Raw genomic sequence first — 25,020 nt, 5'->3', positions numbered from 1 at the left:
GGAAGTCGCCGCCGATGTGTGGTTCCGTTGGCCTGGCTCGCTCGTCACATCCGTCACATCTGTCACAGGATCGGTCTTCCCCATGCGCCCCTGGACCTTGGTCCGGCGAACTGTCCCGTTCGCCGTCGTCTCCGCCGTCGCGGTGGCCTCCCTCGTCTCCACGTCCGATGCCGCGCCGCCGGCCGTCGTCACCGCCGAGGCGAAGCCGGCCGAGGTGACCGAGACCGTGGTGCCCCCGGTCGACCCGGCCGAGGACGAGGCTCGCCCCGACCAGAGGACGGCGCCGAGCACCCCCGAGGCCGAGGAGCCCCAGCCGGCCGCGGAGCTGACCCGGTCGACCGAGACCTTCTCGCTCCTGGGCGTGACCTGGGACGCCGGGTCGACCGACGAGGACCCGACGGTCGAGGTGCGCTGGCGCTCGCTGGCCGACGGCTGGAGCGACTGGACCACCCTGGAGACCTCACCGACCGATCCCGCGTCCACCGACGTGCGTCCCGGCACCGACCCGCTCTGGGTCGGGGAGTCCGACGGCGTCGACGTCCGCGTCAGCACCCCGTCCGGGCGCTCGCCGAGCGGTGTGCGGGTGTCCACGGTCACCGACGGCGAGAACGGCAGTGCGACCGTGCCGACGGCGGCCGCTGTCGGCCAGCCCAAGATCATCAGCCGCGCCTCGTGGGGCGCCAGGAGCGGATCCTCCTGCAGCGCGCCGGTGTACGGGGCCTCCATGCTCGGCACGACGCTGCACCACACCGCCGGCTCGAACAGCTACACCAAGGCCCAGTCCGCCGGCATCGTGCGATCCACGCAGGCGTACCACACGGGAAGCCAGGGCTGGTGCGACATCGGCTACAACTTCCTCGTCGACAAGTACGGCCAGATCTTCGAGGGTCGCAAGGGCGGCATCACGAAGATGGTGCGCGGTGCCCACGCCGGCGTCAACGCCGCCAACGAGCGCACGGTCGGCGTCTCGATGATGGGCAACTACGACGTCGCGCAGGTCCCCGCAGCCATGAAGACCGCGGTCGCGGACCTCATCGCGTGGCGCCACTCGCTCGCCGGCCTGAAGGCCACCGGCACGTACTCCCTCGGGGGCAAGACGGTGAACCGGATCATGGGTCACCGCGACGTCAAGAGCACGGCGTGCCCCGGGCGCTACGGGTACGCGTGGCTGACGCAGTCGGGCGGCCTGCGCAGCGAGGTGGCCAAGCGCCTCGCCCGCACGTCGACGAGCACCCCGACCCCGAGCACGCCGGCCCCCGGCACCGAGATCCAGAAGCTCGCGGCCAAGATCGGCAGCACCAAGCTCGGCAAGGTCGTGCGGGCCGAGTGGGGCAACTCCACCCAGCGTCGCGCGATCTACGCCAACATGGACCTGCTCTGGACCAAGGCCGCAGGCGCCTACGCCGTCTCGGGTCCGGCGAAGACCGAGTTCTACCGCACCGGTGAGCACAACGGCTCGCTCGGCTTCCCGACCGGAGATCCGGTGGCGACCTCGGTCACGGGCACGAAGGTCCAGCGCTTCCAGAAGGGAGCGGTCTACCTGGTCACCAGCGGGTCGAGCACCGCCGGCTACGCGCTCTACGGACCGCTGTACAAGGAGTACCAGGCCCAGAAGGAGTCCGCCGGAAAGCTCGGCGTGCCGCGGTCGACCGTCTATCGCGCACGCACGGGCTACCAGCGCCTCAAGCTGACCAAGGGCTACCTGGAGCTGTCCGAGGCCTCGGGCGACGTCAGCACCTGGTACGCGGGCGGCATCGGTCCCGACGGGCTCACCGTGCCGAGCAGTCGCACCGTGACCTTCCGAGGCCACGGCTTCGGTCACGGCATCGGCATGAGCCAGTACGGCGCGCAGGGTGCGGCCCGCTCCGGCAAGACGTTCAAGGAGATCCTGGCCGCCTACTACCCCGGCACGACCCTGTCCGAGCGCACCGGGAGCATCCGCGTGCTGCTCGGCGCGGCGACCTCGTCGACGGTGACGGTGACGGCTCGCTCGGGTCTGGCCTACCGCAACATGGTGTCGGGCAAGCGGATCGTCCTGCCCGCCACCCGCAACGGCAAGACCGTCTCGCAGTGGCGGATCATCCCGCTCACCGCGGACCCGAAGAAGTCCGTGCTGCAGTACCGGACCGGATCCACCTGGACCGCCTACGACCGGAACTTCTGGACGGGCGACGCGCAGTTCGAGGCCACGAAGGTGGCACTCGTGATGCCGGGTGGGAGCGTGCGGGAGTACCGCACGAGCGTGCGCTCGGCCGTGCCGTCGAAGGGCGCCACCACGCGCAAGACGGTGAACGTGACGTCGATCGACAACTACACCCTCGGCGTCGTGGCGGCCGAGATGCCGTCGAGCTGGGAGCCGGAGGCGCTCAAGGCGCAGTCGGTCGCTGCGCGCACCTACGGCGTCCGCTCGCTCACCCCGTCGCGCTACTACGACGTGTGCGACACGACCTCCTGCCAGGTCTACAAGGGCGTGGCCGGCCAGACCGCGACCACCGACAAGGCCGTGCTGGCGACCCTCGGCGCGATCCTCACCTACCAGGGCGCGCCGGCGTTCACGCAGTACTCGTCGTCCTCGGGCGGCGCCTCGGCGCCGGGCAGCCAGCCGTACCTGAAGGGACGCCTCGACGCCTGGGACGACTGGTCGGGCAACGCCAACCACGACTGGACCGCGTCCGTCCCGGCCGCCACGATCGAGAAGGCCTACCCGCAGGTCGGGACCCTGCGCAGCCTCAAGGTCACCAAGCGCGACCTGATGGGCGACTGGGCAGGCCGCGTCGAGTCGATCACGCTCACGGGCACGAAGGGGTCGACGACGGTCACGGGGCCTCAGCTCCGGTTCGCGCTCGGGCTACGCTCGCACTACTTCCGGTTGGGCTGAACCTCGGTCCACCGGCTCGATCCGAGGGGGAATCGACCTGATGAGGCACCTGTCCGTCGCTCTGACCACGCTCGTCCTGGCCGGGGGCGGGTTGGTCGCCCCAGCGGCGGCCGCAACCCCGGCGACCGGTGCTGCGCCGGCGCGCGCGGCGTCGTCCGGACAGGACGTCTCGCTGGAACGGTTCGAGCGCCCGAAGCACCGCGCGGTGGAGGCGGCGCGGAGCCGCGGTGAACGCCGTCTGGCACGGACCACGGCGCGCACCGCCGTCCCGAGCGCACCCGTGGTCTCGGAGATCGCTCCCCGGACCGTCCCGTCGTTCTCGATGGTCGGCGCCACCTGGTCGCCGACCCCCGGACTGGGGGACGTGGTGGTGCAGGTGCGCACGCGCACCGCCGACGGGTGGGGTGCCTGGCAGGAGATCCCGCAGGACGAGGAGACGGTGGAGGCCGGGCGGCCCGGCACCGAGCCCATGTACGTGGGGGAGTCCGATGCCGTGGCGCTGCAGGTCGCCTCCAGCTCGGGATCGGTGCCTCGCGGGCTCAGGCTCGAGACCCTCGACCTCGGGTCCGACGGCGCAGGCTCCGCGACCTCGGCGAGTGCACCTGTGAACAGCCTGGCCCAAGCCGCCGACGCCTCGCCCACGTTCACGCCCAAGCCGGCCGTCATCAGCCGTTCCTCCTGGGGGGCCTCGGCGGGTGGCTCGTGCGACAGCCCCCGCGTCGGCATGACGACGTTCGGCGTGACGCTGCACCACACGGCCGGCTCGAACTCCTACACGAAGGCGCAGTCGCGCTCGATCGTGCGGGGCATCCAGTCGTACCACGTGAAGAGCCGCGACTGGTGCGACATCGGGTACAACGTGCTCGTCGACAAGTACGGGCAGATCTTCGAGGGCCGCAAGGGCGGACTCGATCGCACGGTCCGCGGCGCCCACGCAGGGAACGCGAAGGTCAACACCTACTCCATGGGGGTGTCGATGATGGGCAACTACGACACCGCCAACGTCGGCACGGCCACGCGCTCCGCCCTGGTGAAGGTCATCGGCTGGCGCCTGGGCACGTTCTACCGGGGCGCCAAGGGCACCTGGTCGGCTGACGGCAAGACCTACCAGGTGATCCACGGGCACCGCGACGTCCTGGGGACGGCGTGCCCCGGACGCAACGGCTACGCCTACCTGCCGACGCTGCGCAACAGCGTCGCGTCGTACATCGCCGACTACGACTCCGAGATCAAGCGGTACGCCGCGAAGCTCGGCCGCGACCTGACGGGCTACCCGTACGCCAGCGAGTACGGGAACGCGACCCAGCGCAAGACCTTCTTCCAGGCCATGGAGCTGTACTGGAAGCAGGGCGTCGGCGTGTTCTGGGTCGGCGGCCTGGTGCGTGGCGAGTACAACCACCTCGGCGCCCACGCCGGAGTGATGGGGTTCCCCACGGCCCTGCACGTCCGCACCGCGGATCCGGCCGTGAGCGTGCAGCGCTTCGAGCGCGGCAGCGTCTACCGGGTGGTCCGCGGCTCGGGCACGATCGCGCTCGGCATCCACGGCGGCATCGAGGACCTGTACCGCGAGCTGGGGGAGTCCGAGGGACGCCTCGGCGCTCCCGAGACGCGGGTCTACCGCAAGCCGGGCCTGTCCCGAGCGCGGTTCGACGGCGGCATCATCACGCAGCGTGACGGCAGCCCTGCGGAGGTCGCGTACCGGTGAGCGCGGCGGCGCGCAGCGTCGTGGATACTCGCACCATGCAGTCGATCGGGCGGTCCCTGGCCATCGCGGCCCTCGCGAACATCGGTTCCTTCGGTCTCACCGCCTGGTTGCTCGACGGGTTCGACATCCGCCTCGGCGGCTTCGTCGCAGCGGTCGTCCTGTTCACGGTGCTCGCGGTCGGACTGCGTCGCGCGACCACCACCCTGGCGCCGCGGCTCGCTCGACCGTCGGCCGTGATCGGCGGCCTCGTGGTCACGGCAGCGGCCCTCGTGCTGACGGACGCATTGGTGCCCCGCCGTGGGTTCGACCTGGAGGGGCCGTGGACCTGGGCGATCGTGATCCTGGTCGTCTGGGCCGCAGGGGTGGCCTACGGCGAGGTCGACACCCAGGCCCCGGCGGACGTGCCGCCCGTCGAGGCCTGAGGGCCGCTACTCCGCAGCGGGGGCGTCGGCGATCGTCGCGACGACCTCGCCGGCACCGATCGTGGCGCCGATCTCGGCCGAGAGCCCGGTGACGGTGCCCGCCTTGTGCGCGGTGATGGGCTGCTCCATCTTCATGGCCTCGATGACGAGCACGGTGTCGCCGGCGGCGACCTCCTGGCCCTCCTCGACGGCGACCTTGACCACGGTGCCCTGCATGGGCGAGGTGAGGGAGTCACCGGACGCAGCGGCGCCCGCGGCCTTGCCGCCCTTGCGCTTCTGCTTCTTGGCGCCACCGCTCGCGGCGCCGGCCACGGCTCCGAGCCCGCCGGGGAGGACGACCTCCACGCGCTTGCCGGCCACCTCGACGACGACCCGCTCGCGCTCGGCGGGCTCGTCGGTCTCGGAGGCGCCCGCGTACGGCTCGAGCTGGTTGTCGTAGTCGGTCTCGATCCACGTCGTGTAGACGTCGAACGATCCGTCGGACGCGTTGTAGGCCGGGTCGTCCAGCACGTCGCGGTGGAAGGGGATGACCGTCGGCATGCCGTCGACGACGAACTCGTCGAGGGCACGGCGGGAGCGCTCGATGGCCTGCTCGCGGGTGCGCCCGGTGACGATGAGCTTGGCGATGAGCGAGTCGAACGCGCCCGGCACGGTCTCGCCCTCCTCGTAGCCGCCGTCGAGGCGGACGCCCGGGCCGCTCGGGGGAGCCCACTTCGTGAGCGTGCCCGGAGCCGGGAGGAAGCCGCGGCCACCGTCCTCGGCGTTGATGCGGAACTCGATCGAGTGGCCGATGATCTCCGGGTCGCCGTAGCCGAGCTCCTCGCCGGCGGCGATGCGGAACATCTCGCGCACGAGGTCGATGCCCGTGACCTCCTCGGAGACGCAGTGCTCGACCTGCAGGCGCGTGTTGACCTCGAGGAAGCTGATGGTGCCGTCGGCGGCGACGAGGAACTCGCACGTGCCGGCGCCCACGTAGCCGGCCTCCTTGAGGATGGCCTTCGACGAATCGTAGAGGCGCGCCAGCTGGTCGTCGGACAGGAACGGCGCGGGGGCCTCCTCCACCAGCTTCTGGTGGCGGCGCTGCAGCGAGCAGTCGCGCGTGGAGACCACGACGACGTTGCCGTGGCTGTCGGCCAGGCACTGCGTCTCGACGTGGCGGGGCTTGTCGAGGAACTTCTCCACGAGGCACTCGCCGCGACCGAAGGCGCTGACGGCCTCGCGGACGGCGGACTCGTAGGCGTCGGGGATCTCCTCGAGGGTCTTGGCGACCTTGAGGCCACGACCGCCACCACCGAAGACGGCCTTGATGGCGACCGGCAGACCGTTCTCCTGGGCGAAGGCCACCACCTCGTCGGCGTCTTTGACGGGGTCCTTGGTGCCGGGAGCGAGCGGGGCGTTCGCCGTCTGGGCGATCTGCTTGGCCTTGGCCTTGTCGCCGAGGGCCTCGATCGCCGCGGGCGGTGGGCCGATCCAGACGAGTCCGGCGTCGATGACGGCCTGGGCGAACTCGGCGTTCTCGGCGAGGAAGCCGTAGCCCGGGTGCACGCTGTCGGCGCCCGAGCGCTGGGCGACGGCCACGATCTTCTCGATCGAGAGGTAGGAGTCGCCCGGGGTCGAGCCCTCCAGGGAGTAGGCCTCGTCGGCGAGCCGGACGAACAAGGCGTCGCGGTCGGGCTCGGCGTAGACGGCGACGCTGCCGATGCCGGCGTCCTTGCAGGCTCGGACCACGCGGACCGCGATCTCTCCACGGTTGGCGATCAGGACCTTCTGCAGGGGCTTGCTCACGGACGGCTCTCCTCGGGATGGACAGGCTGGGCGGGGGCGGGCACTGCCTGCCGAGTGTAGGGGGCAGGACGGCCCGAGGGTGGATGAGGTACGTCACGCGGACGTCCGACCGTCGGGTTAACGAGTGTTAACCTGGGGGCATGGTCGACGTCGCACAGCTGTCCGGTCTCTCCCGCGAGCACGAGGACTTCCGCCGCACGGTGCGGGAGTTCGCCGAGTCGAGGATCGCGCCGCACGTCGCGCAGTGGGACCGCGAGCACCACTTCCCGGTCGACGTCGTGCGCGAGATGGGCGACCTCGGTCTGTTCGGCCTCACGGCGCCGGAGGAGTACGGCGGCGCAGGCGCGGACTTCACCAGCCTGTGCGTCGCGATCGAGGAGCTCGGTCGCGTCGACCAGTCGATGGGCATCACGCTCCAGGCCGGGGTCGGTCTCGGGATCAACCCGATCGTCGCGTTCGGCACCGCGGAGCAGAAGGAGCGCTGGCTGCCCGACCTGGTCGCCGGTCGCGCCCTGGCGGGCTTCGGCCTCACCGAGCCCGGAGCCGGCTCCGACGCGGGTGCCACGCGCACCCGCGCCGTGCTCGACGGCGACACCTGGGTGGTCGACGGCGCCAAGCAGTTCATCACCAACTCCGGCAACGACCTGACGTCGGTCGTCACCGTCACCGCACGTACCGGGGAGCGCGCCGACGGGCGTCCTGAGATCTCGGCGATCATGGTGCCCGCGGGAACGCCCGGGTTCGTGGCCGAGCCCGCCTACGACAAGCTCGGGTGGCACATCTCCGACACCCACCCGCTGGCCTTCACGGGGGCGCGGGTCCCCGCCGACCACCTGCTCGGCGAGCGCGGCCGTGGCTACGCCCAGTTCCTCGCCACGCTCGACGACGGCCGCATCGCGATCTCGGCGCTCTCGGTCGGCTGCCTGCAGGCCTGCCTCGACCTGTGCGTGCAGTACGCGGGGGAGCGGCAGACGTTCGGGGTGCCGATCGGTGCGAAGCAGGGTGTGGCCTTCCAGATCGCCGACCTCGCCGTGCTGCTCGAGGGGGCGCGGGCCCTGACCTACCGGGCCGCAGCCCTGAAGGACGCCGGAGCCCCGTACGCCGTGGTCAAGCAGGCCGCGTCGGTGGCCAAGCTGCACGCGACGGAGTCGGCCGTGACCGGCACCCGCATCGCGACGCAGGTCTTCGGCGGGTACGGCTTCATGGAGGAGTACCCCGTGGCCCGGTTCTACCGCGACGCCAAGATCCTGGAGATCGGCGAGGGGACCAGCGAGGTGCAGCGCATGCTGATCGCCCGCGGGCTGGGTCTGCCCGTCGAGTGACTCACGGGCAGGTCAGGCCTGCGGTGCCGTCGCACAGATCCGTGCGCGACCGTCACCGGGCGTGCCGCTGCCGGCCGTTCCCAGGCGACGACCAGGCCCCGGACTCCGTCAGAGGCTGACGAGCGCGCGGCAGGGAAGCGGCACGTGGCGCACCTGGTCGCCGAAGTCGACCTGGGCCGACCGGGTGCCCTGCAGGCTCACGATCCGGCCGAGACCGTAGGTGTCGTGGCTGACGCGCGAAGCCACCTCGTAGACCGCGTCCGGCTCCACCGCCTGGGGCTGGAAGGGGCTGGACGCGTGGAACTTGCGACGAGGGGCCATGTCCCCATTCTCTCATCTTCCTGCACGTTCCGGTACCGAGTTCTCGTCACACGCTCGCTCGCCGAGCTCGTCACACCGCGCCGGGACGATTCCAGAGGTCGGTCCAGACGACGTCGAGATCGGCCACGAGGTCGCGCAGGAGCGGCAGGCTGATGCCCACCACGGTGTGGGGATCGCCCTCGATCCCGCGGACGAACGCGCCGCCCAGGCCGTCGATCGTGAAGGCTCCGGCCACGTGCAGCGGCTCCCCGGTGGCGACGTACGCGTCGATCTCGGCGTCGCTGACGTCGGCGAAGTGCACGACGGTGGAGGCCGCGTCGACGACCTCCCGGCCGGCACGGCGGACGCAGTGCCCGGTGTGCAGCACGCCCGAGCGACCACGCATCCGACGCCACCGGGCGCGCGCGGTCGCGGCGTCGCCGGGCTTCCCCAGGATCTCGCCCTCGAAGGCGAGCACCGAGTCGCAGCCGACGACGAGCGCGTCCGGGTCGTCGACCGTCGCCGCGACCGCGCGGCACTTCAGCTGCGCCAAGGCCGCGGCCAGGTTCGCGGCGTCGCGTGACTGCACCTGCGACTCGTCGACCCCGGAGACGACCACCTCCGGCTCGATGCCGGCCGCTCGCAGCGTCGCGAGCCGGGCGGGGGACTGTGAGGCCAGGACCATGCGCACCATGGGCCCATCGTGGCAGGACCGCTCTCGACCCCCATCGGTGGATCCGCAACATCAGGGGTGCTTCGGGGCGGCCATCGGTGGATCGGCAACCTCAGCGCCGTCCCTGCGGTTGAGGATCCACCGATGACGAGGGCGGCGCGGCGTCAGTCGGGCAACCGCGGTGGGGACCCGTACGTCGCGGGCTCGGCGCGGAGGTCCGGGTGGGCTAGGACGGCGTCGACGAGCGCCTGCGAGCCGCCGATCGTCAGGCTGTCGTCGTCCACGTCCTGGGCGATGCACCACGACCGGTCCTGCGGCCAGACGAACGAGGCGGGAGCCAGCCGACGTGGCCAGTCCGGCGCCTCGGGGCGGGCGCCCCAGCGACCGACGTCGGACAGCGGGCCGCGGAAGAGCAGGTAGGCCCGGAACCCGTCCAGGTCGGCCCGCGGCGCCTTCATCACGGCGTCGTCGAACGCCGGCGGGATCCGCGGTGGCCTGGGGCGGCGGAAGACCCGGCCGAAGCCGGTGAGCGCCGGGCTCTGGTAGAGCATCGAGACGGCATCGCCACCCTCGATGTCGCCCCACCCCTCCCAGAGGGCGAAGACCGCGTCGTCGGGCGTCGAGGTGTGGGCGGTCGCCAGGTGGACGACGTCGGCGTGGACGACGTCGTCAGTTCGTTCCGGTGAGTCGTCCCTGTCGAACGGGACCTGCGCGTACGCCTCGAAGCCCGGCGGTCCCTGGCCGGCGATGACACCCCAGTCCGCGTCGGCCCGCACGATCCAGTCCGCCGCCGACACGTCGGGCTCGTGGCGCAGGGTCATGCAGGACTCAGGCCCAGGCGGAGCGACGCCAGGCGTCGGGGCCCACACGGTGCGGCGTGCGGTGCGCGCGCACCGGGTGTCCCCACTCGCTGCGCGGTGCCGGCTTCGCGCCCGCTGCGGCGTTCGCGGCAGCTGCGTTGCGTGCGGCCACGACGGCCACGAGCGCCGCCAGCTCCTCGGGCGACAGGTCGCCGCGGACCACCCGCAGCACCGGCGTGACCGGTGCTGCGGGCGTCTGCTCGGCGGCGTCGGCCACAGGCGTCGTCTCGTCGCTCATCAGAGCGGGATGTTCCCGTGCTTCTTGGGCGGGAGCGTCTCGCGCTTGGTGCGCAGCAGGCGCAGGGCCTTGGTGACCTCGGCGCGGGTCTGCGACGGCTCGATCACGCCGTCGATGTAGCCGCGCTCGGCCGCCACGTACGGGTTGCAGAGCGTGTCCTCGTACTCGGTCATCAGCTCGGCACGCTTGGCCTCGGGGTCGTCGGCCGCAGCCACCTCGCGGCGGTACAGGATGTTGACGGCACCGGAGGCGCCCACGACGGCGATCTGGCCGGTGGGCCACGACAGGTTCACGTCGGCGCCGAGGTGCTTGGAGCCCATGACGTCGTACGCGCCGCCGTAGGCCTTGCGCGTGATGATCGTGACGAGCGGGACCGTGGCCTCGGCGTAGGCGTAGATGAGCTTGGCGCCGCGGCGGATGATGCCGTTCCACTCCTGCTCGGTGCCCGGCAGGAAGCCCGGCACGTCCACGAACGTGAGCACGGGGATGTTGAACGCGTCGCAGGTGCGCACGAAGCGGGCGGCCTTCTCGGAGGCGTCGATGTCGAGGCAGCCGGCCAGCTGCATGGGCTGGTTGCCCACCACGCCGACACTGCGACCCTCGACCCGGCCGAAGCCGATCACGAGGTTCGGCGCGAACAGCGGCTGGACCTCGAGGAAGTCGCCGTCGTCGAGCACGGACTCCATCACGGTGCGGATGTCGTAGGGCTGGTTGGCCGAGTCCGGGATCAGCGTGTCGAGCGCCAGGTCGGTCTCGTTGCGCTCCAGGTCGACGCCCTCGTCGTAGACCGGCGCCTCCTCCATGTTGTTCTGCGGCAGGAACGAGATGAGCGCCTTCACGTACTCGAGGGCGTCCTCCTCGTCGGAGGCCAGGTAGTGGGCGTTGCCGCTGCGCGTGTTGTGCGTGCGGGCACCGCCCAGCTCCTCCATGGTCACGTCCTCGCCGGTGACCGTCTTGATGATGTCGGGCCCGGTGATGAACATGTTCGACTTCTCGTCGACCATGACGGTGAAGTCGGTGACCGCGGGGGAGTAGACGTGGCCGCCGGCGCACGAGCCCATGATGAGCGAGATCTGGGGGATGACGCCCGACGCGTGCACGTTGCGGCGGAAGATCTCGCCGTACAGGCCGAGCGAGACCACACCCTCCTGGATGCGGGCGCCGGCGCCCTCGTTGATGCCGATGATGGGGCAGCCCGACTTGATGGCGAGGTCCATGACCTTGGTGATCTTCTCGCCGTACACCTCGCCGAGGCTGCCGCCGAAGACGCTGAAGTCCTGGCTGAAGACGCACACCTGGCGGCCGTCGATCGTGCCGTATCCGGTGATGACGCCGTCGCCGAGCGGCCGGTTGTTCTCGAGCCCGAACTTGGTGGAGCGGTGCCGGGCCAGTGCGTCGAGCTCGACGAAGGAGCCCTCGTCGAACAGCTGGTCGATGCGCTCGCGGGCGCTCTGGCGGCCCTTCGCGTGCTGCTTCTCGGCCGCCCGCTCGGCGACCTCGACGGTCGCCTCGTGGTGCCGGCGCCGGAAGTCGTCCAGCTTCCCGGCGGTCGTGTGCAGCTCCGGACGCTCTTCGATCTCTGCCTCTGCTTCGCTCACGTGGGTCAGAGTAACGATCCTCGACGCGCCGTGGTGTGTGAGGCTTGACGCATGAGCAGCGACCGTCGCGACACGCCGGGGCCCGGGGGGCGCGATCCCCTCGACGTCGACGAGCTGCGTCGCGTGCTGCTGCTCGAGGGGAGCGTGTGGACGGGCCTCGAGGTCTCCGCGTCCACCACGAGCACCAACGCCGACGTCGTCGCCGCGGTGGGTGCCGGCGCTCCCGAGGGCCTCGTGGTCGCGACCGAGCACCAGACCGCCGGCCGGGGGCGGCTCGACCGGCGGTGGGAGACGCCGCCGGGGGCGGGGCTCATGGTCTCGGTGCTTCTGCGCCCCGACGGCGTCGCCCTGCCGCAGTGGACCTGGCTGCCGCTGCTGACGGGCCTCGCGGTCGACCTGACGGCGCGGGACTGCGGTGTGACCTCCGGGCTGAAGTGGCCCAACGACGTGCTCGTCGAGGGCCGCAAGATCAGCGGGATCCTGCTCGAGCGTGCCGACGGGCCCGCCGGTCCTGCCGCCGTGGTGGGGATCGGCCTCAACGTGTCGACGACGCCGGACGAGCTGCCGGTGCCCACGGCGACCTCCCTCGCGATCGAGGGGGCCACCACCGTCGACCGGGGGGTCGTCCTCCAGCTCCTGCTGGGCCACCTCGAGCGGCTCTACCGGCCGTGGTTGGCGAGCGCCGGTGACCCGGCGCTCCTGCGGCGCGACTACCTCGAGCAGAGCGTGACCCTCGGGTCGCGCGTGCGGGTCGAGCTGCCCGACGGGTCCACGCTGACCGGCGTCGCCCACGACATCGACCCGCTCGGCCGGCTCGTCGTGGACGGGCGGGCGATCAGCGCGGGCGACGTGACCCACGTCCGTGCCGTCGGCTGAGCCTTCCGCCGCCCGTGCGACCAGCGGGTCCCCAGGTCACCCACGTCGTCGGGAGGCTCGACGACGGAGGCCTTTGCCCAGACGTCGCCCGCGGCCCGTGCGCCACGTGGGAGGATCAGCCCATGGCCCTCTCACGCAAGCTGATGATGGACGGTGAACAGACCGTCGCGACGACCCGGACGCACGTCAAGGTGCTGTTCGTGCCGCTGGTCATCCTGTTGGCGGTCGCCTTCGCCGGAGGCTTCCTCGCCGCCCAGGTCGGCAACAGCGGGGACGGGTACGTGCGCTGGGTGATCATCGGCATCGCCGTCGTGCTCGTCCTGTGGGGCAGCGTGCTGCCGTTCGTGCGCTGGTTCCTCTGGACCTACACGCTGACCAACAAGCGCATCGTCGAGCAGAAGGGCATCCTGACGCGCGAGGGGCGGGTCATCCCGCTCAGCCGCATCAACGACGTCTCGTTCGAGAAGAACCTCAACGACCGCATCCTCGGCTGCGGGACCCTCATCATCCACAACGCGAGCGACGAGGCCGGCCTGGAGCTGCGCGACATCCCGCGCATCGAGGGCTTCCACCGCACCGTCAGCAACCTCGTGTTCGACTCGCACCGCCAGAGCGATGAATCGGTCTGAGCTGCGTGACGAGCTCGCCCGCCTGATCCTGCAGGAGGGCATGGAGCTCACGGGTGAGCAGGTCGCCGGGAAGGCCGGGCTCGACCTCGACCGCGCCGAGCGGCTCTGGCGCTCGCTGGGCTTCGCCGACAGCGGCGACGATCCGGCCTACGGCGAGCACGACGTGGCCGCCGCGCGACTCGCTGCGCTGGCGCTCGAGGAGGGCGTCCTCGAGGAACGCACCATCTTCCGGATGACCAGGGCGCTCGGCCAGACGCTGGCGCGGCTGGCCGACTGGGAGGTCCAGACGATCGTCGACCAGGTGGAGTCCGACGTCGAGTCGGGCCGGGCCGCGAGCCGCCTGGAGAGCGCCGTCGCGATCGCCGAGCACGTGGGGCCGGGCTTCGAACGGCTCCTGCTGTACGCCTGGCGGCGTCACCTGGCCGCCGCGGCCGGCCGCCTCGAGGCGCTCGGGGCCGTCGACGCCGAGCTGCTGTCGACCACCATGAGCATCGGCTTCGCCGACCTGTCGCGGTTCACCGCCATGACCAACACGCTCGACGACGCCCGCCTCGGCGAGCTCGTGGAGAACTTCGAGACCCGGTGCACCGACGTCGTCACGTCGCGTGACGGCCGTGTCATCAAGGCCCTCGGCGACGCCGTGCTGTTCGTGAACCCCGATCCGCGTGAGGCCACGCTCACGGCGCTCGAGCTCGTGGCCAACATCGGCTCGCGCGACGACCTGCCCGACGTGCGGGTCGGCCTGGCCACCGGCTCGGTCATCAGCAGGCTGGGCGACGTCTTCGGCCCGCCCGTGAACCTGGCCGCGCGCCTCTCCCACGTGGCCCGCAGCAACCGGGTGCTCGTCGACGACGAGACCGCCGGACACCTCACCGACGACGAGTTCGAGATGCGCGCGCTGCCCCCGCGGCCGCTGCGCGGCTTCGGCAACGTCTCGCCCATCACCATCAGCCGCCGGCGGGCGTTCCGTCCGCGCACGGTGCGGCGCTGGTAGCGGGGGACGTCGGAGGGCGGACGAGGGGTCAGTAGGCTCCTGCCATGCCGCTGACCCCGCACCTGGCCGTCGTCGGTGGCGGCCAGCTCGCCCGCATGATGCAGGTGCCCGCCGTGGCCCTCGGGCTCCGCATCCGCCTGCTGGCCGAGGGCCCCGACGTCTCGGCCGCACAGGTGGTGCCCGACCAGCTGGTGGGCGACCACACCGACCTCGCCGACCTGCGTGCCGTGTGCGACGGCGTGCCCGTCGTGACGTTCGACCACGAGCACGTGCCGCCGGCCCACCTGCGCACGCTCGAGGCGGAGGGACACGTGCCTCGGCCCGGGCCCGACGCCCTGCTGTACGCACAGGACAAGGGCGAGATGCGGGTGCGCCTCAGCGTGCTCGGCCTGCCGTGCCCGCTCTTCCTCCTGCTGCCGAGTGAGGCGGAGGAGGCCCTCGCCGAGCTCGAGGACTTCGGCTACCCCGCGGTGCTCAAGACCACCCGGGGCGGCTACGACGGCAAGGGTGTCTGGGTGGTCCGGTCCGAGGACGAGGCGGCCGAGGTCCTGGCCGCTGCCGACGGCCAGGAGCTCGTCGCCGAGGAGCTGGTGGACTTCCGTCGCGAGCTCAGTGCCCAGGTGGCCCGCAACCCCTCCGGCGAGGTCGTCGCCTACCCGGTCGTGCAGTCGACGCAGGTCGACGGCATCTGCAAGGAGGTCGTGGCGCCGGCTCCCGACCTCGACCCCGCCCTCGCGCAGGAGGCCACCGACGTCGCGGTGCGCGTCGCCACCGCGCTGGGGGTCACCGGCATGCTCGCCGTCGAGCTGTTCGAGACCAGCGACGGACGCGTGCTCGTCAACGAGCTGGCGATGCGCCCGCACAACACCGGTCACTGGAGCATCGACGGCGCCGCCACGAGCCAGTTCGAGAACCACCTGCGCGCCGTCCTGGACCTGCCCCTCGGCCCGGCGACGCCGCACGCCTCCTGGTCGGTCATGGTCAACGTGCTCGGTGGCGCGGTGCAGGACCTCGAGGCGCAGGAGGCCGTCGTCCTGGCCGCCGTGCCGCACGCCAAGGTGCACCTGTACGGCAAGGCCGTGAAGCCCGGTCGCAAGGTCGGCCACGTGACCGTCGTCGGCGACGACCTCGACGTGGTGCTGGCCGACGCGCGTCGCGCGGCCGCCCTCCTCCAGGACGGCTGACGACGTCCTCCACGTCGCCCTCCCGACACCACCCGCCGGCACCGCCCCCCTGAGCGGTGACTTCTCCACCGAATGTGCGGAGACCCGGTGCGCGGTGCGGATTCCACCGTCTCGGCGCTGGGGCGGTGGAGTCCGCACCGCTCGACCGCACCCGGCACCTCTCGGTGGAGAACTCACCGCTCGGGGGGAGGGGCGGCGCCGGACCTCGCTAGGATCGCGGCCATGAGCGCAACGCCCCGCGTGGGCATCGTCATGGGGTCGGACTCGGACTGGCCGGTCATGGAGGCAGCGGCGCAGGCGTGCGCCGAGCTGGGGGTGGCGTACGAGGCCGACGTCGTCTCGGCCCACCGGATGCCCGACGAGATGCTCGCCTACGGGCGTGACGCGCACACGCGCGGCATCGAGGTGATCATCGCCGGTGCCGGCGGCGCGGCGCACCTGCCCGGGATGCTGGCCGCGGTCACGCCCCTGCCCGTCATCGGGGTGCCGGTGCCGCTGAAGTACCTCGACGGCATGGACTCGCTGCTCTCGATCGTGCAGATGCCCGCGGGCGTCCCCGTGGCCACGGTCTCGATCGGCAACGCCCGCAACGCCGGACTCCTCGCCGTGCGCATCCTCGCCGTCGGCGACGACGTGCTCACCGGGCGCATGCTGGACTTCCAGGCCGAGCTGGCCGACGCCGCCCGCGCCAAGGGCGAGGCGATCCGCGACCGCTGAGGAGGGCTCAGACGGTGGAGCCGGTGAGCCCGAGCGTGCGGTCCGTCCAGTCCTTGAGGTCGGAGTACAGCGACGGGTTCTCGCCGAGCGACAGGCCGTAGGACGGCACGATCTCCTTGAGCTGCGGCCGCCACCCCTCGATCTGCCCGGGGAAGCAGCGCTCCAGCACGTCGAGCATCGCGGAGACCGCGGTGGAGGCGCCCGGCGAGGCGCCCAGCAGGCCGGCGATGGACCCGTCGGCGGCGTTCACGACAGTGGTGCCGAACTCGAGGGACCCGCCGAAGCGGCCCTTCTTGCGCACCACCTGAACGCGCTGGCCGGCCGTGATGAGCTCCCAGTCCTCCTCCTCGGCGAGCGGGGCGAAGGCACGCAGGTCCTCGACCTTGCGGCCGCGGGTCTTGGCGAGCTCGAGGACCAGGTACTTGATGAGCCCCCACGAGGTGACGCCGATGGCGGCCATCGGCATGAGGTTGTGCGGACGGATCGAGAGGGGCAGGTCGGTGAACGAGCCCTCCTTGAGGAACTTGGGCGTCCAGCCGGCGTAGGGGCCGAACAACAGCGACCGCTTGCCGCCGATCACGCGGGTGTCGAGGTGCGGCACCGACATCGGCGGGGCGCCGACGGCGGCCATGCCGTAGACCTTCGCCTCGTGCTTCTCGGTGACCGTGTCGTCGAGGCAGCGGATGAACTGCCCGCTCACGGGGAACCCGGCGAAGCCCTTGATCTCCTCGATGCCGGACTTCTGGAGCAGCTGGATCGCGCCGCCGCCTGCGCCCACGAACACGAACTTGGCGGAGATGGTGACCGTGCGGTCCTCGGTCCGGTCCTTGACCTTGACGCGCCAGGTGCCATCGGTGTCGCGGCCGAGGTTCTTGACCTCGTGGCCGTAGCGCACGTCGGCGCCCTGGGCGGTGAGGGTGCCGAGCATCTGGGCGGTCAGGGAGCCGAAGTCCACGTCGGTGCCGTGGTCGGTCCAGCTGATGGCCACGTCCTCGCGCTCGTCGCGCCCCTCGGCCATGAGGGGCAGGCGCCGGGCGAACTCGTCACGGTCGTGGATGAAGTCGAGTCCGGCGAAGAGCGGGTGGCCGGCGAGGGTGTCGTGGCGCTTGCGCAGGTACTCCACGTTCTCCGCACCGCGCACGAAGCTCACGTGCGGCACGGGGTTGATGAACGTCGACGGGTCCTTGAGCAAGCCGTTGTCCACACCGTGCGCCCAGAACTGGCGCGACAGCTGGAACTGCTCGTTGACGGTGATCGCCTTCGACACGTCGACGCTGCCGTCGGGCTGCTGCGGCGTGTAGTTGAGCTCGCAGAGCGCGGAGTGGCCGGTGCCGGCGTTGTTCCAGGGGTCGCTGCTCTCCAGCGCCGGGGCCTCGAGGCGCTCCAGGACCGTGACGGACCAGTCGGGCTGCAGGGTCTTCAGCAGCGAGCCGAGCGTGGCGCTCATGACGCCGGCGCCGACGAGCAGCACGTCGGTCGTGATGCGCGTGGGTGTGGCGGACTGACGTACGGGGGATGCGGGCGTGTTCAACGCGGACTCTCCTGGATCTCACCGGGGCAACGACGTGGTCGACGTCTGCAGCACCGTCAAATCTCCCGCGTGAGGCACGGTGAGCGCGACTCGAAACGGTGTGATCTTGCTCAGGAGGTGTGTGATGTTCCTCGCGTCGGGGCCGCCGGGCCCTGCGGCCCGTCAGTACAGGGCGGCGCGGTAGGACTCGCCGTAGTAGGCGGCGATCTCCTCGAGCGTCTCGTCGGGCCGCTCGAGGGCGTGGGCGATCTCGGGCCGTGACGGCACGGAGTCCGGCCGCCACGTGCTCGGCTCCCACAGCTCGGACCTCAGGAACGCCTTGGCGCAGTGGAAGAAGACCTGCTCGACCGCGACCTCGCAGACCAGCACCGGTCGGTGTCCCTTGACCTCGAGGTGCTCGAGGTAGGGCGGCGGCGCGTGGTCGGTGCGCAGCAGCCGGGCCCGCCCGTTGACGCGCAGCGTGTCGCCGCGACCCGGGACGACGAACAGCAGTCCGACGTGGGGGTTGGTGAGCACGTTGAGGTAGCCGTCGGCCCGACGGTTGCCCGGCCGCTCGGCCAGGGCGATGGTGTGCTCGTCGACCACGTGCACGAGCGACCCGGCCGGGTCGCCCTTGGGTGACACGTCGCACGAGCCGTCAGCTGCCGACGTCGACAGCAGGCAGAGCGGGGAGGCATCGAGCCACGCGACGTGGAGCGGGTGCAGGCGGTCCCGGTCCTTCGCGACGGTGCGGGGCAGGGGGGTGCCGAGCACCTCGCGGAGCTCGTCGACGTCGTGGATCTCGGCCATGGCGACACGCTAGCCCCCGACCGGTGCGCAGCCGAGGCGCTCCGCCGCGGGTCGGCGGTCGCGCCTCGGGTCAGTGGTCGCGGATGAACGACGTGACGCGGGTGAGCGTCGGGGTCCGCGGCGCCGAGCCGAAGCCGAATCGGACGGGCGGGTCCACGGGCGCCAGCGGGCCGAGGTCCTGGCCGTCCCACGCGACGGACGCGGACTCCACCCCCCACGCGTCGGAGGCGGCGTACCACTCCGTGCGTCCCCGACCGGCGCTGCCGTGGGTGCGCACGCCCGGCATCACGCGTCGTGCGATCGGGTCGCAGAAGCGCGCCCAGGCCTCGCGGTGCGCGAGGGGAGTCGGGACGGCCTGCAGCAGCCAGCCGATCGGCGCACGCGTCCCGGGAGTCCAGCGGGCGCTCAGTGGGCCGGCGTCGATGCCCCATCCGGCGAGCGCCACGGGGACGATCCGGACGTCGTCGAAGGTGTAGGTGGTCGAGACCAGGTCGGCGATGCGCTCGTCGGGGGCGAGCAGCACGCGGTGCCCGTCGGGGCGCTCGACCATCGCATCGGCGAAGCGGCCGTACGGGCTCCGATCCCACATGCCCACGACGACCCGGGTGCCGCTGGTGGTGCCGAGCCCGACGATGTGGCCGTCGAATCGTTGGATCACGCCTCACAGTGTGGGCGATCCCACGCGTCCCGGCAGTGTGAGCGGAGGGCGGGCGACGTACTATTGCTAGGTCGTCCTAGTATTTCGATCTTCGTCAAGCATCTGGAGCCGCACCGTGTCCGACATGTTCGTGTTGTCCGAGGAGCACCAGGCCATCCGCGAGGCGGTCCGGGCCGTGGCCGAGGCCAAGGTCGCGCCCTTCGCCGCCGAGGTCGACGAGGAGGCTCGCTACCCCCGCGAGGCCCACGAGGCACTCGTGGCGGCCGACTTCCACGCCCCCCACGTCCCGGAGGAGTACGGCGGAGCCGGTGCCGACGCGCTGGCCACGGTGCTGGTCATCGAGGAGATCGCTCGCGTCGACGTCTCGGCGTCGCTCATCCCGGCCGTGAACAAGCTCGGGTCGCTCCCGGTCATCCTCGGAGGCGACGAGCGGATCAAGAAGGACTACCTCTCGCGCCTCGCGGCCGGCGAGGGCTTCAGCTACTGCCTCTCCGAGCCCGACGCCGGGTCCGACGCCGCGAACCAGAAGACCCGCGCGGTGCGCGACGGCGACCACTGGGTGCTCAACGGCACCAAGCGCTGGATCAGCAACGCGGGGGAGTCGGAGTTCTACACCGTCCTCGCGCAGGCCGACCCCGAGAAGCGCAGCAAGGGCATCACGGCCTTCGTGGTGGAGAAGTCCGACGAGGGCGTCTCGTTCGGAGCGCCCGAGAAGAAGCTGGGCATCAAGGGCTCGCCCACGCGGGAGGTCTACCTCGACGACGTCCGCATCCCCGAGGACCGCATCATCGGCGACGTCGGCCAGGGCTTCGCCCTCGCCATGCAGACGCTCGACCACACCCGTGTGACGATCGCCGCGCAGGCGGTCGGCGTCGCGCAGGGCGCCCTCGACTACGCGCTCGGCTACGTCCAGGAGCGCCAGCAGTTCGGCAAGCCGATCAGCGACTTCCAGGGACTGCAGTTCATGATCGCCGACATGGGCATGAAGATCGAGGCCGCGCGCCAGCTCACCTATGCCGCTGCGGGTCGGTCCGAGCGCGGCGACAAGGACCTCACGTTCTTCGGCGCCGCGGCGAAGGCCTTCGCCTCCGACACCGCCATGCAGGTCACCCTCGATGCCGTGCAGCTCCTGGGTGGGTACGGGTACACCCGCGACTACCCGGTGGAGCGGATGATGCGCGACGCCAAGATCACCCAGATCTACGAGGGCACGAACCAGGTCCAGCGGATCGTCATGGCTCGTCAGCTGCTCGCGGGGATCCAGTCGGACCTCTGAACGGAGCGCTTGACCTCGAGTGGACTTGAGGTTCTAGGGTCGTGAGGACGAGGAAGGGAGACGGCATGGGCACGCGCACGGACGTGGAGACCGGGGCCGACGCGATCTCGACCCACGGCTCCGCCGGTGTGGCCGAGCTGTTGAAGGCGGCGTTCCGACGCCACGCCAGCGGCGTCGCGATCATCACGGCGACGGGTCCGGACGGTCCGGTCGGACTCACCGCCTCCAGCGTGGCCTCGGTGTCCACCCACCCGCCGGCGCTCTCGTTCTCGGTCCTGACGTCCAGCACGTCCGGCAGCGCGATCGCCGAGGCGGCGGAGCTCGACGTCCACCTGCTCCCCTCGGGGCTCGCCGACCTGGCCGACGCCTACGGCCGGTCGGCCGGCGCGCGCTTCGTCCCCGAGCAGGGCTGGGCGTCCGACGACGTCGGCACCACGCTTCCCGAGGCGGTCGCGTCGCTGCGGTGCGTGCCCCTCGCGCGGGTGCCGGTGGGGGAGTCCGTCGTCGTGGTCGCCGAGGTCCGTGACGTGCAGCTCGGTCCCGTGGGCGAGCCCTTGGTCTACCACGACCGGACGTACCGGACGGTGGGCGCGATCAGCGACCGCTGACGAGGCGGTTCCACTCGGCCGCCGCGTCGCGGTCGGGTGGTCTCCGTGTTCTCCTGCGGGTGCGTTGCTCGAGGTGGGCCTTCGGTTGCTGCTGCGCTGCTCCGGCTGGGTCGTGCCTTGCGGCTGCGTTGCTGTGGCCCGTCGTCGACCTGCTCTCCGAAAGGGCCTCGGCCGGCGGCGGGGTCCGGGCTCGGTCGAGCACTCGGAGCGCGGCTCCCGGTGACGCAAGATTCTGCGTTCGTGCGTGAGGGGGCCGAGGATGCTGCGTTCGCGGTCGGATCCCGTCGTGAACGCAGCATCGTTAGGGCTTCTGCACGCGAAGGCAGCATCCTGCGTCCGCCGGGGCCCCGGTGCGTGTGGGGTGGGCAGAGATTCTTCCTCTGCGTGGCACGGTCCACGCGAAGGAAGAACCGTGCGTGGATCACGCGCAGATGGAGAATCGTGGCCAGGCCCCGCAGACCCAACCGAGCCCAGACCCCCGGCTGCGGTCGAGGCCCTTTCGGAGACCGACCGGCCTCGCAGCCACAGCGACGCAGCAACAGGAGAAGGCCCAGTCGCGCCCCGCAGACGCAGCCGATTCGAGACCCACCGTTCCGGTCGAGGCCCTGGGAGACCACCCCGACTCGCGGCCACAGCGACGCAGCAGCGAGCGGAAGTCGACCCCCGCCCCGCGGACCCACCCGCAACACCCGGACCGACTGAGGCCCTTCCGTGACGTGACAGGATCCTGGTGCGGCACTCGTACGGAACTGGTGCGGCGCACGACCGAGAGGATGTCCCATGGCAGAGCTGACCGTCGAGGACCAGCCTGGCAAGAACCGGTTCGAGGCGCGCCTCGGCGACGAGCTCCTCGGCTTCGTGGAGTACCAGCGCACCGACGAGCTGGTCGTCATCACCCACACCGAGGTGCCGCGCGAGAACGAGGGCCGTGGCATCGGCTCCCTCCTGGCACGCGGCATCCTCGACGACACGCGGGCCCGGGGGGCGAAGGCGCTCGTCACGTGCCCGTTCGTGCTCGCCTGGATCGGGCGCCACCCGGACTACCAGGACCTGCAGTTCAACGCCCCACGCTGACCTGCTGGGACCCGCGCCGACCAGCCCGGTGGCCGGCGGCTCGGCCGCTCAGTCCTTGGGCAGGCCGTCGGCCGTGCACAGGTCGCCGATGCTCCCGGTGCGGTCGGCCTTGACGAGGTCGAACATCTGCTGGCTGCGCTCGGCGTCCCAGCGGACCGAGAAGTCGGCCAGGGGGACGGTGCAGCTCAGACCGTCCGACCCCATGGCCGAGCGCAGACCCAGGGCGAACTTGACCAGGTCGTAGGGGTTGGTGCCCTCGCCGATCTGCACCGCGCTGGCCGCGCCGGTGTTGACGCCCCAGTACCGGACCGGGTTCACGATCGTCCACGGCGACGCCGCCTTCTTCGCGATGCCGCTGATCACCTCGCGCTGGCTCTGCACGCGCTGGATGTCCTGCGTGGCGTAGCTGTGGCGGTTGCGCGAGTACGCCAGCGCCGTCGCACCGTCGGCCTCCTGGCACCCGGCCTTCACGTCGAGCCCGGAGTCCTTGTCCTTGATGTCCTCCTTCGGGCAGATCTCGACGCCACCCAGGGCGTCGACCACCTTCACGAGCCCGCCGAAGCCGATCTCCACGTAGTCGTCGACCGTGATGCCGGTGTTCTGCTCCACGGTCTGGGTCAGCAGCTGAGCGCCTCCGTAGGCGTAGGCCGCGTTGATCTTGGTCGAGCCGTAGCCCGGCACGTCGACGATCGAGTCACGGGGGATCGACATGAGCATCGACGGACCGGCGCCGGTGTGCAGCAGCATGATCGTGTCGGTGCGTCCGCGACCTCCGCCGTCCCCGCCCGTGCTCAGCTCGGACTGCTCCTCCTTGCTGAGTCCGGCCCGGCTGTCCGAGCCGACGATGAGGAAGGTGGTCCCGGGCTGGTCGCCCGGACCCTCGGCCTCGGGCTGGAACGGGATCTTCGAGGCGGTCGAGTAGGCGTAGAGAGGCGTGCCGACCAGGAAGGCGAGCCAGGCCAGCAGCAGCAGAGCCACGACGCGCCCGGGCCCGCGTCGGCCGCGCTTCCTGCGCGGCGGCTCCGCCGCGGGTCGGCGGCTCGACCCGGGCGGGGGCAGGTTGGGGGGCGGCAGCTCGTCTCGGCGCACGGTCTGCTGCGGCTGCTGCCGGGTGCGGTCGCGATCGGCGTCGCGGTCGTCGCCCGAGCCGTACAACCATCCGTAGCTGTCCTCGGGGCGTTGCTCTGGCATGGGTCCGAACCTATCCGAGCGGTACCCGTCGGCGGTGCTTCTGCGCGGTGGCGCCACGCAGAAACCTGCTCGTCCCGGCGCGCCCTCGACCTCGGGTACAGAGTTTGTGTGACGATCGACGCGACCTGCTCGCACTGCTCTTCCCCCGGCAGCGACCTCTGAGGACGACATGCACGAGAACACCCGTACCTCGCCCCACTCGCCCTCGACGGGCCCGGCGGCGGCCCACGCGGCCTCCGAGCGCATCCAGCTGCGCCGCGCCCTCACGCTGACCGTCATGACGCTGGTCATGCCCGGCTCGGCCCAGATCGTCACCGGCAACAAGCGCATCGGCCGCATCGCCCTGCGCATCTGGCTCGGCTGCCTCGCGGTCGGTGCCCTCGTGCTCGTGCTCGCCCTGACCTCACGGTCCGGCCTGTTCATGCTCCTCACCGACGGGCGGATCCTGACGCCCGTCCGGTACGCCCTCATCGGCGGCGCCCTGTTCTGGATGGTCCTCATCGTCGACGCCTGGCGCCTCGGCCAGCCGCTGCGCCTCGCCCGTCGGCACCGGTTCTGGGTCGCCGGGCTGAACGGCGCGCTGTGCTTCGTCACCGCCGGCGCCATGTTCTTCGGCGCGCACCTCGTGGGCGTCCAGACCGGCGTGCTCGACACCGTGTTCGCTGCCTCCACGACCTCCAAGCCCGTCGACGGCCGCTACAACGTCCTGCTCATGGGCACCGACTCCGGCAAGGACCGCTCGGGCATGCGCCCCGACTCGCTCAACGTCGCCAGCATCGACGCCGAGACCGGCCGCACGGTGCTCATCGGCCTGCCGCGCAACCTCGAGGACGTGCCGTTCCCCTCCGACTCGTTCATGAAGAAGGAGTTCCCGTCCACGTTCGACTGCGACGGTTGCTACCTCAACGCGGTCAACACGTGGGCCGACGACAACGCGGCCCAGATGGGCGTGAAGAAGGTCGGGCACCGCACTCCCGGCATCCAGGCGACGATCGACGCCGTCGAGGCCATCACCGGGCTCGACCTCAACTACTACGCCCTCGTGAACATGGCGGGCTTCTCCGACCTGATCGACGCCGTGGGCGGTGTCAGCATCGACGTCCAGGAGCGCACGGCGATCGGCGGCATCGGCTCGCCGATCCGTGGGTACATCGAGCCCGGACGCCAGAAGCTCACGGGCGACCAGGCGCTCTGGTACTCCCGCAGCCGCGTGCTCAACAACGACTTCTCGCGCATGGGCCGCCAGAAGTGCGTCATGACGGCGATGCTGCGCGAGCTCAGCCCCAAGAAGGTCCTCATGAACGTGGAGAAGATCGCCGACTCGAGCAAGACGCTGCTCGACACCGACATCCCGGCCCGTGACCTCAACGTGTTCATGGACCTCGCGCTGAAGGCCAAGGCGCAGCCCATCTCGTCGGTCTCGCTCGTGCCTCCGGTGATCTTCACCGGCAACCCCGACTACGACAAGGTGCGCTCGCTCATCTCCAAGGCGATCGACAAGGCCGAGGGCAAGAAGCAGGCGAAGGACGGCATCCTCGCCGCGTCCCTGTCGGTGCCCTCGTCGGCGGGTGACGCGAAGGACCCGACCAAGGCGAACCAGAGCGACGACCTCGACTCGTCCTGCTGATCACGCCGTGCTCACGGGTCGTGGACGAGAGGGCTTGGCGCGGTGAGCGATAATGGTGCGTCGCCAGCACTTCGAGACCGAGGAA

The 25,020-nt window shown here is 71.3% G+C and carries 23 protein-coding genes; 13 read left to right on the top strand and 10 right to left on the bottom strand.

The annotated features are described in order from the left end of the window. Positions 1–82: 82 nt before the first annotated feature. From ASF35_RS14595 to ASF35_RS14585, 3 genes are read left to right on the top strand one after another with little or no spacing between them, the layout of a single operon-like run. Complete coding sequence (locus tag ASF35_RS14595) at positions 83–2,878, top strand: SpoIID/LytB domain-containing protein (RefSeq protein WP_055968955.1); 2,796 nt, start codon at positions 83–85, stop codon at positions 2,876–2,878. A gap of 40 nt (positions 2,879–2,918) precedes the next feature. Next, positions 2,919–4,583 carry an N-acetylmuramoyl-L-alanine amidase gene (locus tag ASF35_RS14590; protein WP_055968952.1) on the top strand — a complete coding sequence of 555 codons (1,665 nt, stop codon included), beginning with the start codon at positions 2,919–2,921 and terminating at the stop codon, positions 4,581–4,583. A 35-nt stretch (positions 4,584–4,618) separates the two neighbouring features. Next, positions 4,619–5,005: a phage holin family protein gene (locus ASF35_RS14585; RefSeq protein WP_055968950.1), complete on the top strand. Its 387-nt coding sequence runs from the start codon at positions 4,619–4,621 to the stop codon at positions 5,003–5,005. Positions 5,006–5,011: 6 nt separating this feature from the next. Here ASF35_RS14585 and ASF35_RS14580 read toward each other — a convergent pair whose 3' ends face one another. Further along, positions 5,012–6,790, bottom strand: a complete 1,779-nt coding sequence (locus ASF35_RS14580; RefSeq protein ID WP_156364659.1) for a biotin carboxylase N-terminal domain-containing protein — start codon at positions 6,788–6,790, stop codon at positions 5,012–5,014. A gap of 140 nt (positions 6,791–6,930) precedes the next feature. Between ASF35_RS14580 and ASF35_RS14575 the strand changes: the two genes are divergently transcribed. After that, on the top strand, positions 6,931–8,112 hold the full coding sequence (locus tag ASF35_RS14575) for an acyl-CoA dehydrogenase family protein (RefSeq protein WP_055968947.1): 1,182 nt from the start codon (positions 6,931–6,933) through the stop codon (positions 8,110–8,112). Between the two features lie 108 nt (positions 8,113–8,220). On the opposite strand, the gene ASF35_RS14570 is transcribed toward ASF35_RS14575, so the two are convergent. From ASF35_RS14570 to ASF35_RS14550, 5 genes are all read right to left on the bottom strand, one after another. Next, a complete protein-coding gene (locus tag ASF35_RS14570) occupies positions 8,221–8,433 on the bottom strand; it encodes a hypothetical protein (protein ID WP_055968944.1) in 213 nt (70 codons plus the stop codon). 70 nt (positions 8,434–8,503) lie between these two features. After that, positions 8,504–9,106 (bottom strand): nucleoside triphosphate pyrophosphatase, encoded by a 603-nt coding sequence (locus ASF35_RS14565; RefSeq protein ID WP_055968942.1) that lies wholly within the window; start codon positions 9,104–9,106, stop codon positions 8,504–8,506. A gap of 143 nt (positions 9,107–9,249) precedes the next feature. Beyond that, entirely contained in the window at positions 9,250–9,906 is a 657-nt protein-coding gene (locus tag ASF35_RS17795) for a hypothetical protein (RefSeq protein ID WP_082495537.1), read from the bottom strand. A 7-nt stretch (positions 9,907–9,913) separates the two neighbouring features. Next, positions 9,914–10,183 (bottom strand): acyl-CoA carboxylase epsilon subunit, encoded by a 270-nt coding sequence (locus ASF35_RS14555; protein ID WP_082480479.1) that lies wholly within the window; start codon positions 10,181–10,183, stop codon positions 9,914–9,916. Further along, positions 10,183–11,781, bottom strand: a complete 1,599-nt coding sequence (locus ASF35_RS14550) for an acyl-CoA carboxylase subunit beta (RefSeq protein ID WP_055968939.1) — start codon at positions 11,779–11,781, stop codon at positions 10,183–10,185. Before ASF35_RS14550 ends, ASF35_RS14555 begins: the two co-directional genes overlap by 1 nt. A 51-nt stretch (positions 11,782–11,832) precedes the next feature. Between ASF35_RS14550 and ASF35_RS14545 the strand changes: the two genes are divergently transcribed. The 5 genes from ASF35_RS14545 (at position 11,833) to purE (ending at position 16,181) form a co-directional block, all read left to right on the top strand. Then, positions 11,833–12,657: a biotin--[acetyl-CoA-carboxylase] ligase gene (locus ASF35_RS14545; RefSeq protein WP_055968936.1), complete on the top strand. Its 825-nt coding sequence runs from the start codon at positions 11,833–11,835 to the stop codon at positions 12,655–12,657. A 122-nt stretch (positions 12,658–12,779) separates the two neighbouring features. Then, the gene (locus tag ASF35_RS14540; protein WP_055968933.1) at positions 12,780–13,286 is read left to right on the top strand and encodes a PH domain-containing protein; all 507 of its coding nucleotides are present in this window, start codon (positions 12,780–12,782) and stop codon (positions 13,284–13,286) included. Then, a complete protein-coding gene (locus ASF35_RS14535; protein ID WP_055968930.1) occupies positions 13,273–14,280 on the top strand; it encodes an adenylate/guanylate cyclase domain-containing protein in 1,008 nt (335 codons plus the stop codon). The genes ASF35_RS14540 and ASF35_RS14535 overlap by 14 nt, the downstream gene beginning before the upstream one ends. Positions 14,281–14,324: 44 nt before the next feature. Further along, entirely contained in the window at positions 14,325–15,464 is a 1,140-nt protein-coding gene (locus tag ASF35_RS14530) for a 5-(carboxyamino)imidazole ribonucleotide synthase (RefSeq protein ID WP_200931227.1), read from the top strand. A 222-nt stretch (positions 15,465–15,686) separates the two neighbouring features. Continuing rightward, positions 15,687–16,181 (top strand): 5-(carboxyamino)imidazole ribonucleotide mutase, encoded by a 495-nt coding sequence (purE, locus tag ASF35_RS14525; protein ID WP_055968927.1) that lies wholly within the window; start codon positions 15,687–15,689, stop codon positions 16,179–16,181. 7 nt (positions 16,182–16,188) lie between these two features. Here purE and mqo read toward each other — a convergent pair whose 3' ends face one another. The 3 genes from mqo to ASF35_RS14510 all read right to left on the bottom strand — a co-directional run bounded on the left by mqo (position 16,189) and on the right by ASF35_RS14510 (position 19,159). Next, entirely contained in the window at positions 16,189–17,712 is a 1,524-nt protein-coding gene (mqo, locus tag ASF35_RS14520; RefSeq protein ID WP_235499163.1) for a malate dehydrogenase (quinone), read from the bottom strand. A gap of 162 nt (positions 17,713–17,874) precedes the next feature. Beyond that, positions 17,875–18,501, bottom strand: coding sequence for an MSMEG_1061 family FMN-dependent PPOX-type flavoprotein (locus tag ASF35_RS14515; RefSeq protein ID WP_055968925.1), 627 nt, complete (start codon positions 18,499–18,501; stop codon positions 17,875–17,877). A gap of 70 nt (positions 18,502–18,571) precedes the next feature. Then, positions 18,572–19,159, bottom strand: coding sequence for a hypothetical protein (locus ASF35_RS14510; protein ID WP_055968922.1), 588 nt, complete (start codon positions 19,157–19,159; stop codon positions 18,572–18,574). Positions 19,160–19,283: 124 nt separating this feature from the next. Between ASF35_RS14510 and ASF35_RS14505 the strand changes: the two genes are divergently transcribed. The 3 genes from ASF35_RS14505 to ASF35_RS14495 all read left to right on the top strand — a co-directional run bounded on the left by ASF35_RS14505 (position 19,284) and on the right by ASF35_RS14495 (position 22,117). Next, the gene (locus tag ASF35_RS14505) at positions 19,284–20,435 is read left to right on the top strand and encodes an acyl-CoA dehydrogenase family protein (protein ID WP_055970226.1); all 1,152 of its coding nucleotides are present in this window, start codon (positions 19,284–19,286) and stop codon (positions 20,433–20,435) included. 65 nt (positions 20,436–20,500) lie between these two features. Further along, on the top strand, positions 20,501–21,043 hold the full coding sequence (locus tag ASF35_RS14500; protein WP_082481208.1) for a flavin reductase family protein: 543 nt from the start codon (positions 20,501–20,503) through the stop codon (positions 21,041–21,043). A gap of 780 nt (positions 21,044–21,823) precedes the next feature. Further along, a complete protein-coding gene (locus ASF35_RS14495; RefSeq protein WP_055968919.1) occupies positions 21,824–22,117 on the top strand; it encodes a GNAT family N-acetyltransferase in 294 nt (97 codons plus the stop codon). Positions 22,118–22,165: 48 nt separating this feature from the next. Here ASF35_RS14495 and ASF35_RS14490 read toward each other — a convergent pair whose 3' ends face one another. Next, positions 22,166–23,308, bottom strand: a complete 1,143-nt coding sequence (locus ASF35_RS14490; RefSeq protein WP_055968916.1) for an LCP family protein — start codon at positions 23,306–23,308, stop codon at positions 22,166–22,168. A 169-nt stretch (positions 23,309–23,477) separates the two neighbouring features. On the opposite strand from ASF35_RS14490, the gene ASF35_RS14485 reads away from it, so the two are divergent. Further along, a complete protein-coding gene (locus ASF35_RS14485; protein WP_055968914.1) occupies positions 23,478–24,935 on the top strand; it encodes an LCP family protein in 1,458 nt (485 codons plus the stop codon). The last annotated feature ends 85 nt before the right edge of the window (positions 24,936–25,020 follow it).

This window comes from Aeromicrobium sp. Leaf291 (assembly GCF_001423365.1).
GTDB lineage: Bacteria > Actinomycetota > Actinomycetes > Propionibacteriales > Nocardioidaceae > Aeromicrobium.
The sequence above is the reverse complement of the archived record's forward strand: the minus strand, read 5'-3'. Positions and strand labels throughout refer to the sequence as shown.

Excerpts from the sequence above, each read along its gene's own strand:
- purE (WP_055968927.1), top strand. The coding sequence starts at position 15,687 with ATGAGCGCAACGCCCCGCGTGGGCATCGTCATGGGGTCGGACTCGGAC.
- ASF35_RS14495 (WP_055968919.1), top strand. The coding sequence starts at position 21,824 with ATGGCAGAGCTGACCGTCGAGGACCAGCCTGGCAAGAACCGGTTCGAG.
- ASF35_RS14485 (WP_055968914.1), top strand. The coding sequence starts at position 23,478 with ATGCACGAGAACACCCGTACCTCGCCCCACTCGCCCTCGACGGGCCCG.
- ASF35_RS14575 (WP_055968947.1), top strand. The coding sequence starts at position 6,931 with ATGGTCGACGTCGCACAGCTGTCCGGTCTCTCCCGCGAGCACGAGGAC.
- ASF35_RS14535 (WP_055968930.1), top strand. The coding sequence starts at position 13,273 with ATGAATCGGTCTGAGCTGCGTGACGAGCTCGCCCGCCTGATCCTGCAG.
- ASF35_RS14555 (WP_082480479.1), bottom strand. The coding sequence starts at position 10,183 with ATGAGCGACGAGACGACGCCTGTGGCCGACGCCGCCGAGCAGACGCCC.
- ASF35_RS14490 (WP_055968916.1), bottom strand. The coding sequence starts at position 23,308 with ATGCCAGAGCAACGCCCCGAGGACAGCTACGGATGGTTGTACGGCTCG.
- ASF35_RS14505 (WP_055970226.1), top strand. The coding sequence starts at position 19,284 with ATGTTCGTGTTGTCCGAGGAGCACCAGGCCATCCGCGAGGCGGTCCGG.
- ASF35_RS14590 (WP_055968952.1), top strand. The coding sequence starts at position 2,919 with ATGAGGCACCTGTCCGTCGCTCTGACCACGCTCGTCCTGGCCGGGGGC.
- ASF35_RS14565 (WP_055968942.1), bottom strand. The coding sequence starts at position 9,106 with ATGGTGCGCATGGTCCTGGCCTCACAGTCCCCCGCCCGGCTCGCGACG.
- ASF35_RS14585 (WP_055968950.1), top strand. The coding sequence starts at position 4,619 with ATGCAGTCGATCGGGCGGTCCCTGGCCATCGCGGCCCTCGCGAACATC.
- ASF35_RS14530 (WP_200931227.1), top strand. The coding sequence starts at position 14,325 with ATGCCGCTGACCCCGCACCTGGCCGTCGTCGGTGGCGGCCAGCTCGCC.
- ASF35_RS14570 (WP_055968944.1), bottom strand. The coding sequence starts at position 8,433 with ATGGCCCCTCGTCGCAAGTTCCACGCGTCCAGCCCCTTCCAGCCCCAG.
- ASF35_RS17795 (WP_082495537.1), bottom strand. The coding sequence starts at position 9,906 with ATGACCCTGCGCCACGAGCCCGACGTGTCGGCGGCGGACTGGATCGTG.
- ASF35_RS14595 (WP_055968955.1), top strand. The coding sequence starts at position 83 with ATGCGCCCCTGGACCTTGGTCCGGCGAACTGTCCCGTTCGCCGTCGTC.
- ASF35_RS14545 (WP_055968936.1), top strand. The coding sequence starts at position 11,833 with ATGAGCAGCGACCGTCGCGACACGCCGGGGCCCGGGGGGCGCGATCCC.
- ASF35_RS14515 (WP_055968925.1), bottom strand. The coding sequence starts at position 18,501 with ATGGCCGAGATCCACGACGTCGACGAGCTCCGCGAGGTGCTCGGCACC.
- ASF35_RS14500 (WP_082481208.1), top strand. The coding sequence starts at position 20,501 with ATGGGCACGCGCACGGACGTGGAGACCGGGGCCGACGCGATCTCGACC.
- ASF35_RS14540 (WP_055968933.1), top strand. The coding sequence starts at position 12,780 with ATGGCCCTCTCACGCAAGCTGATGATGGACGGTGAACAGACCGTCGCG.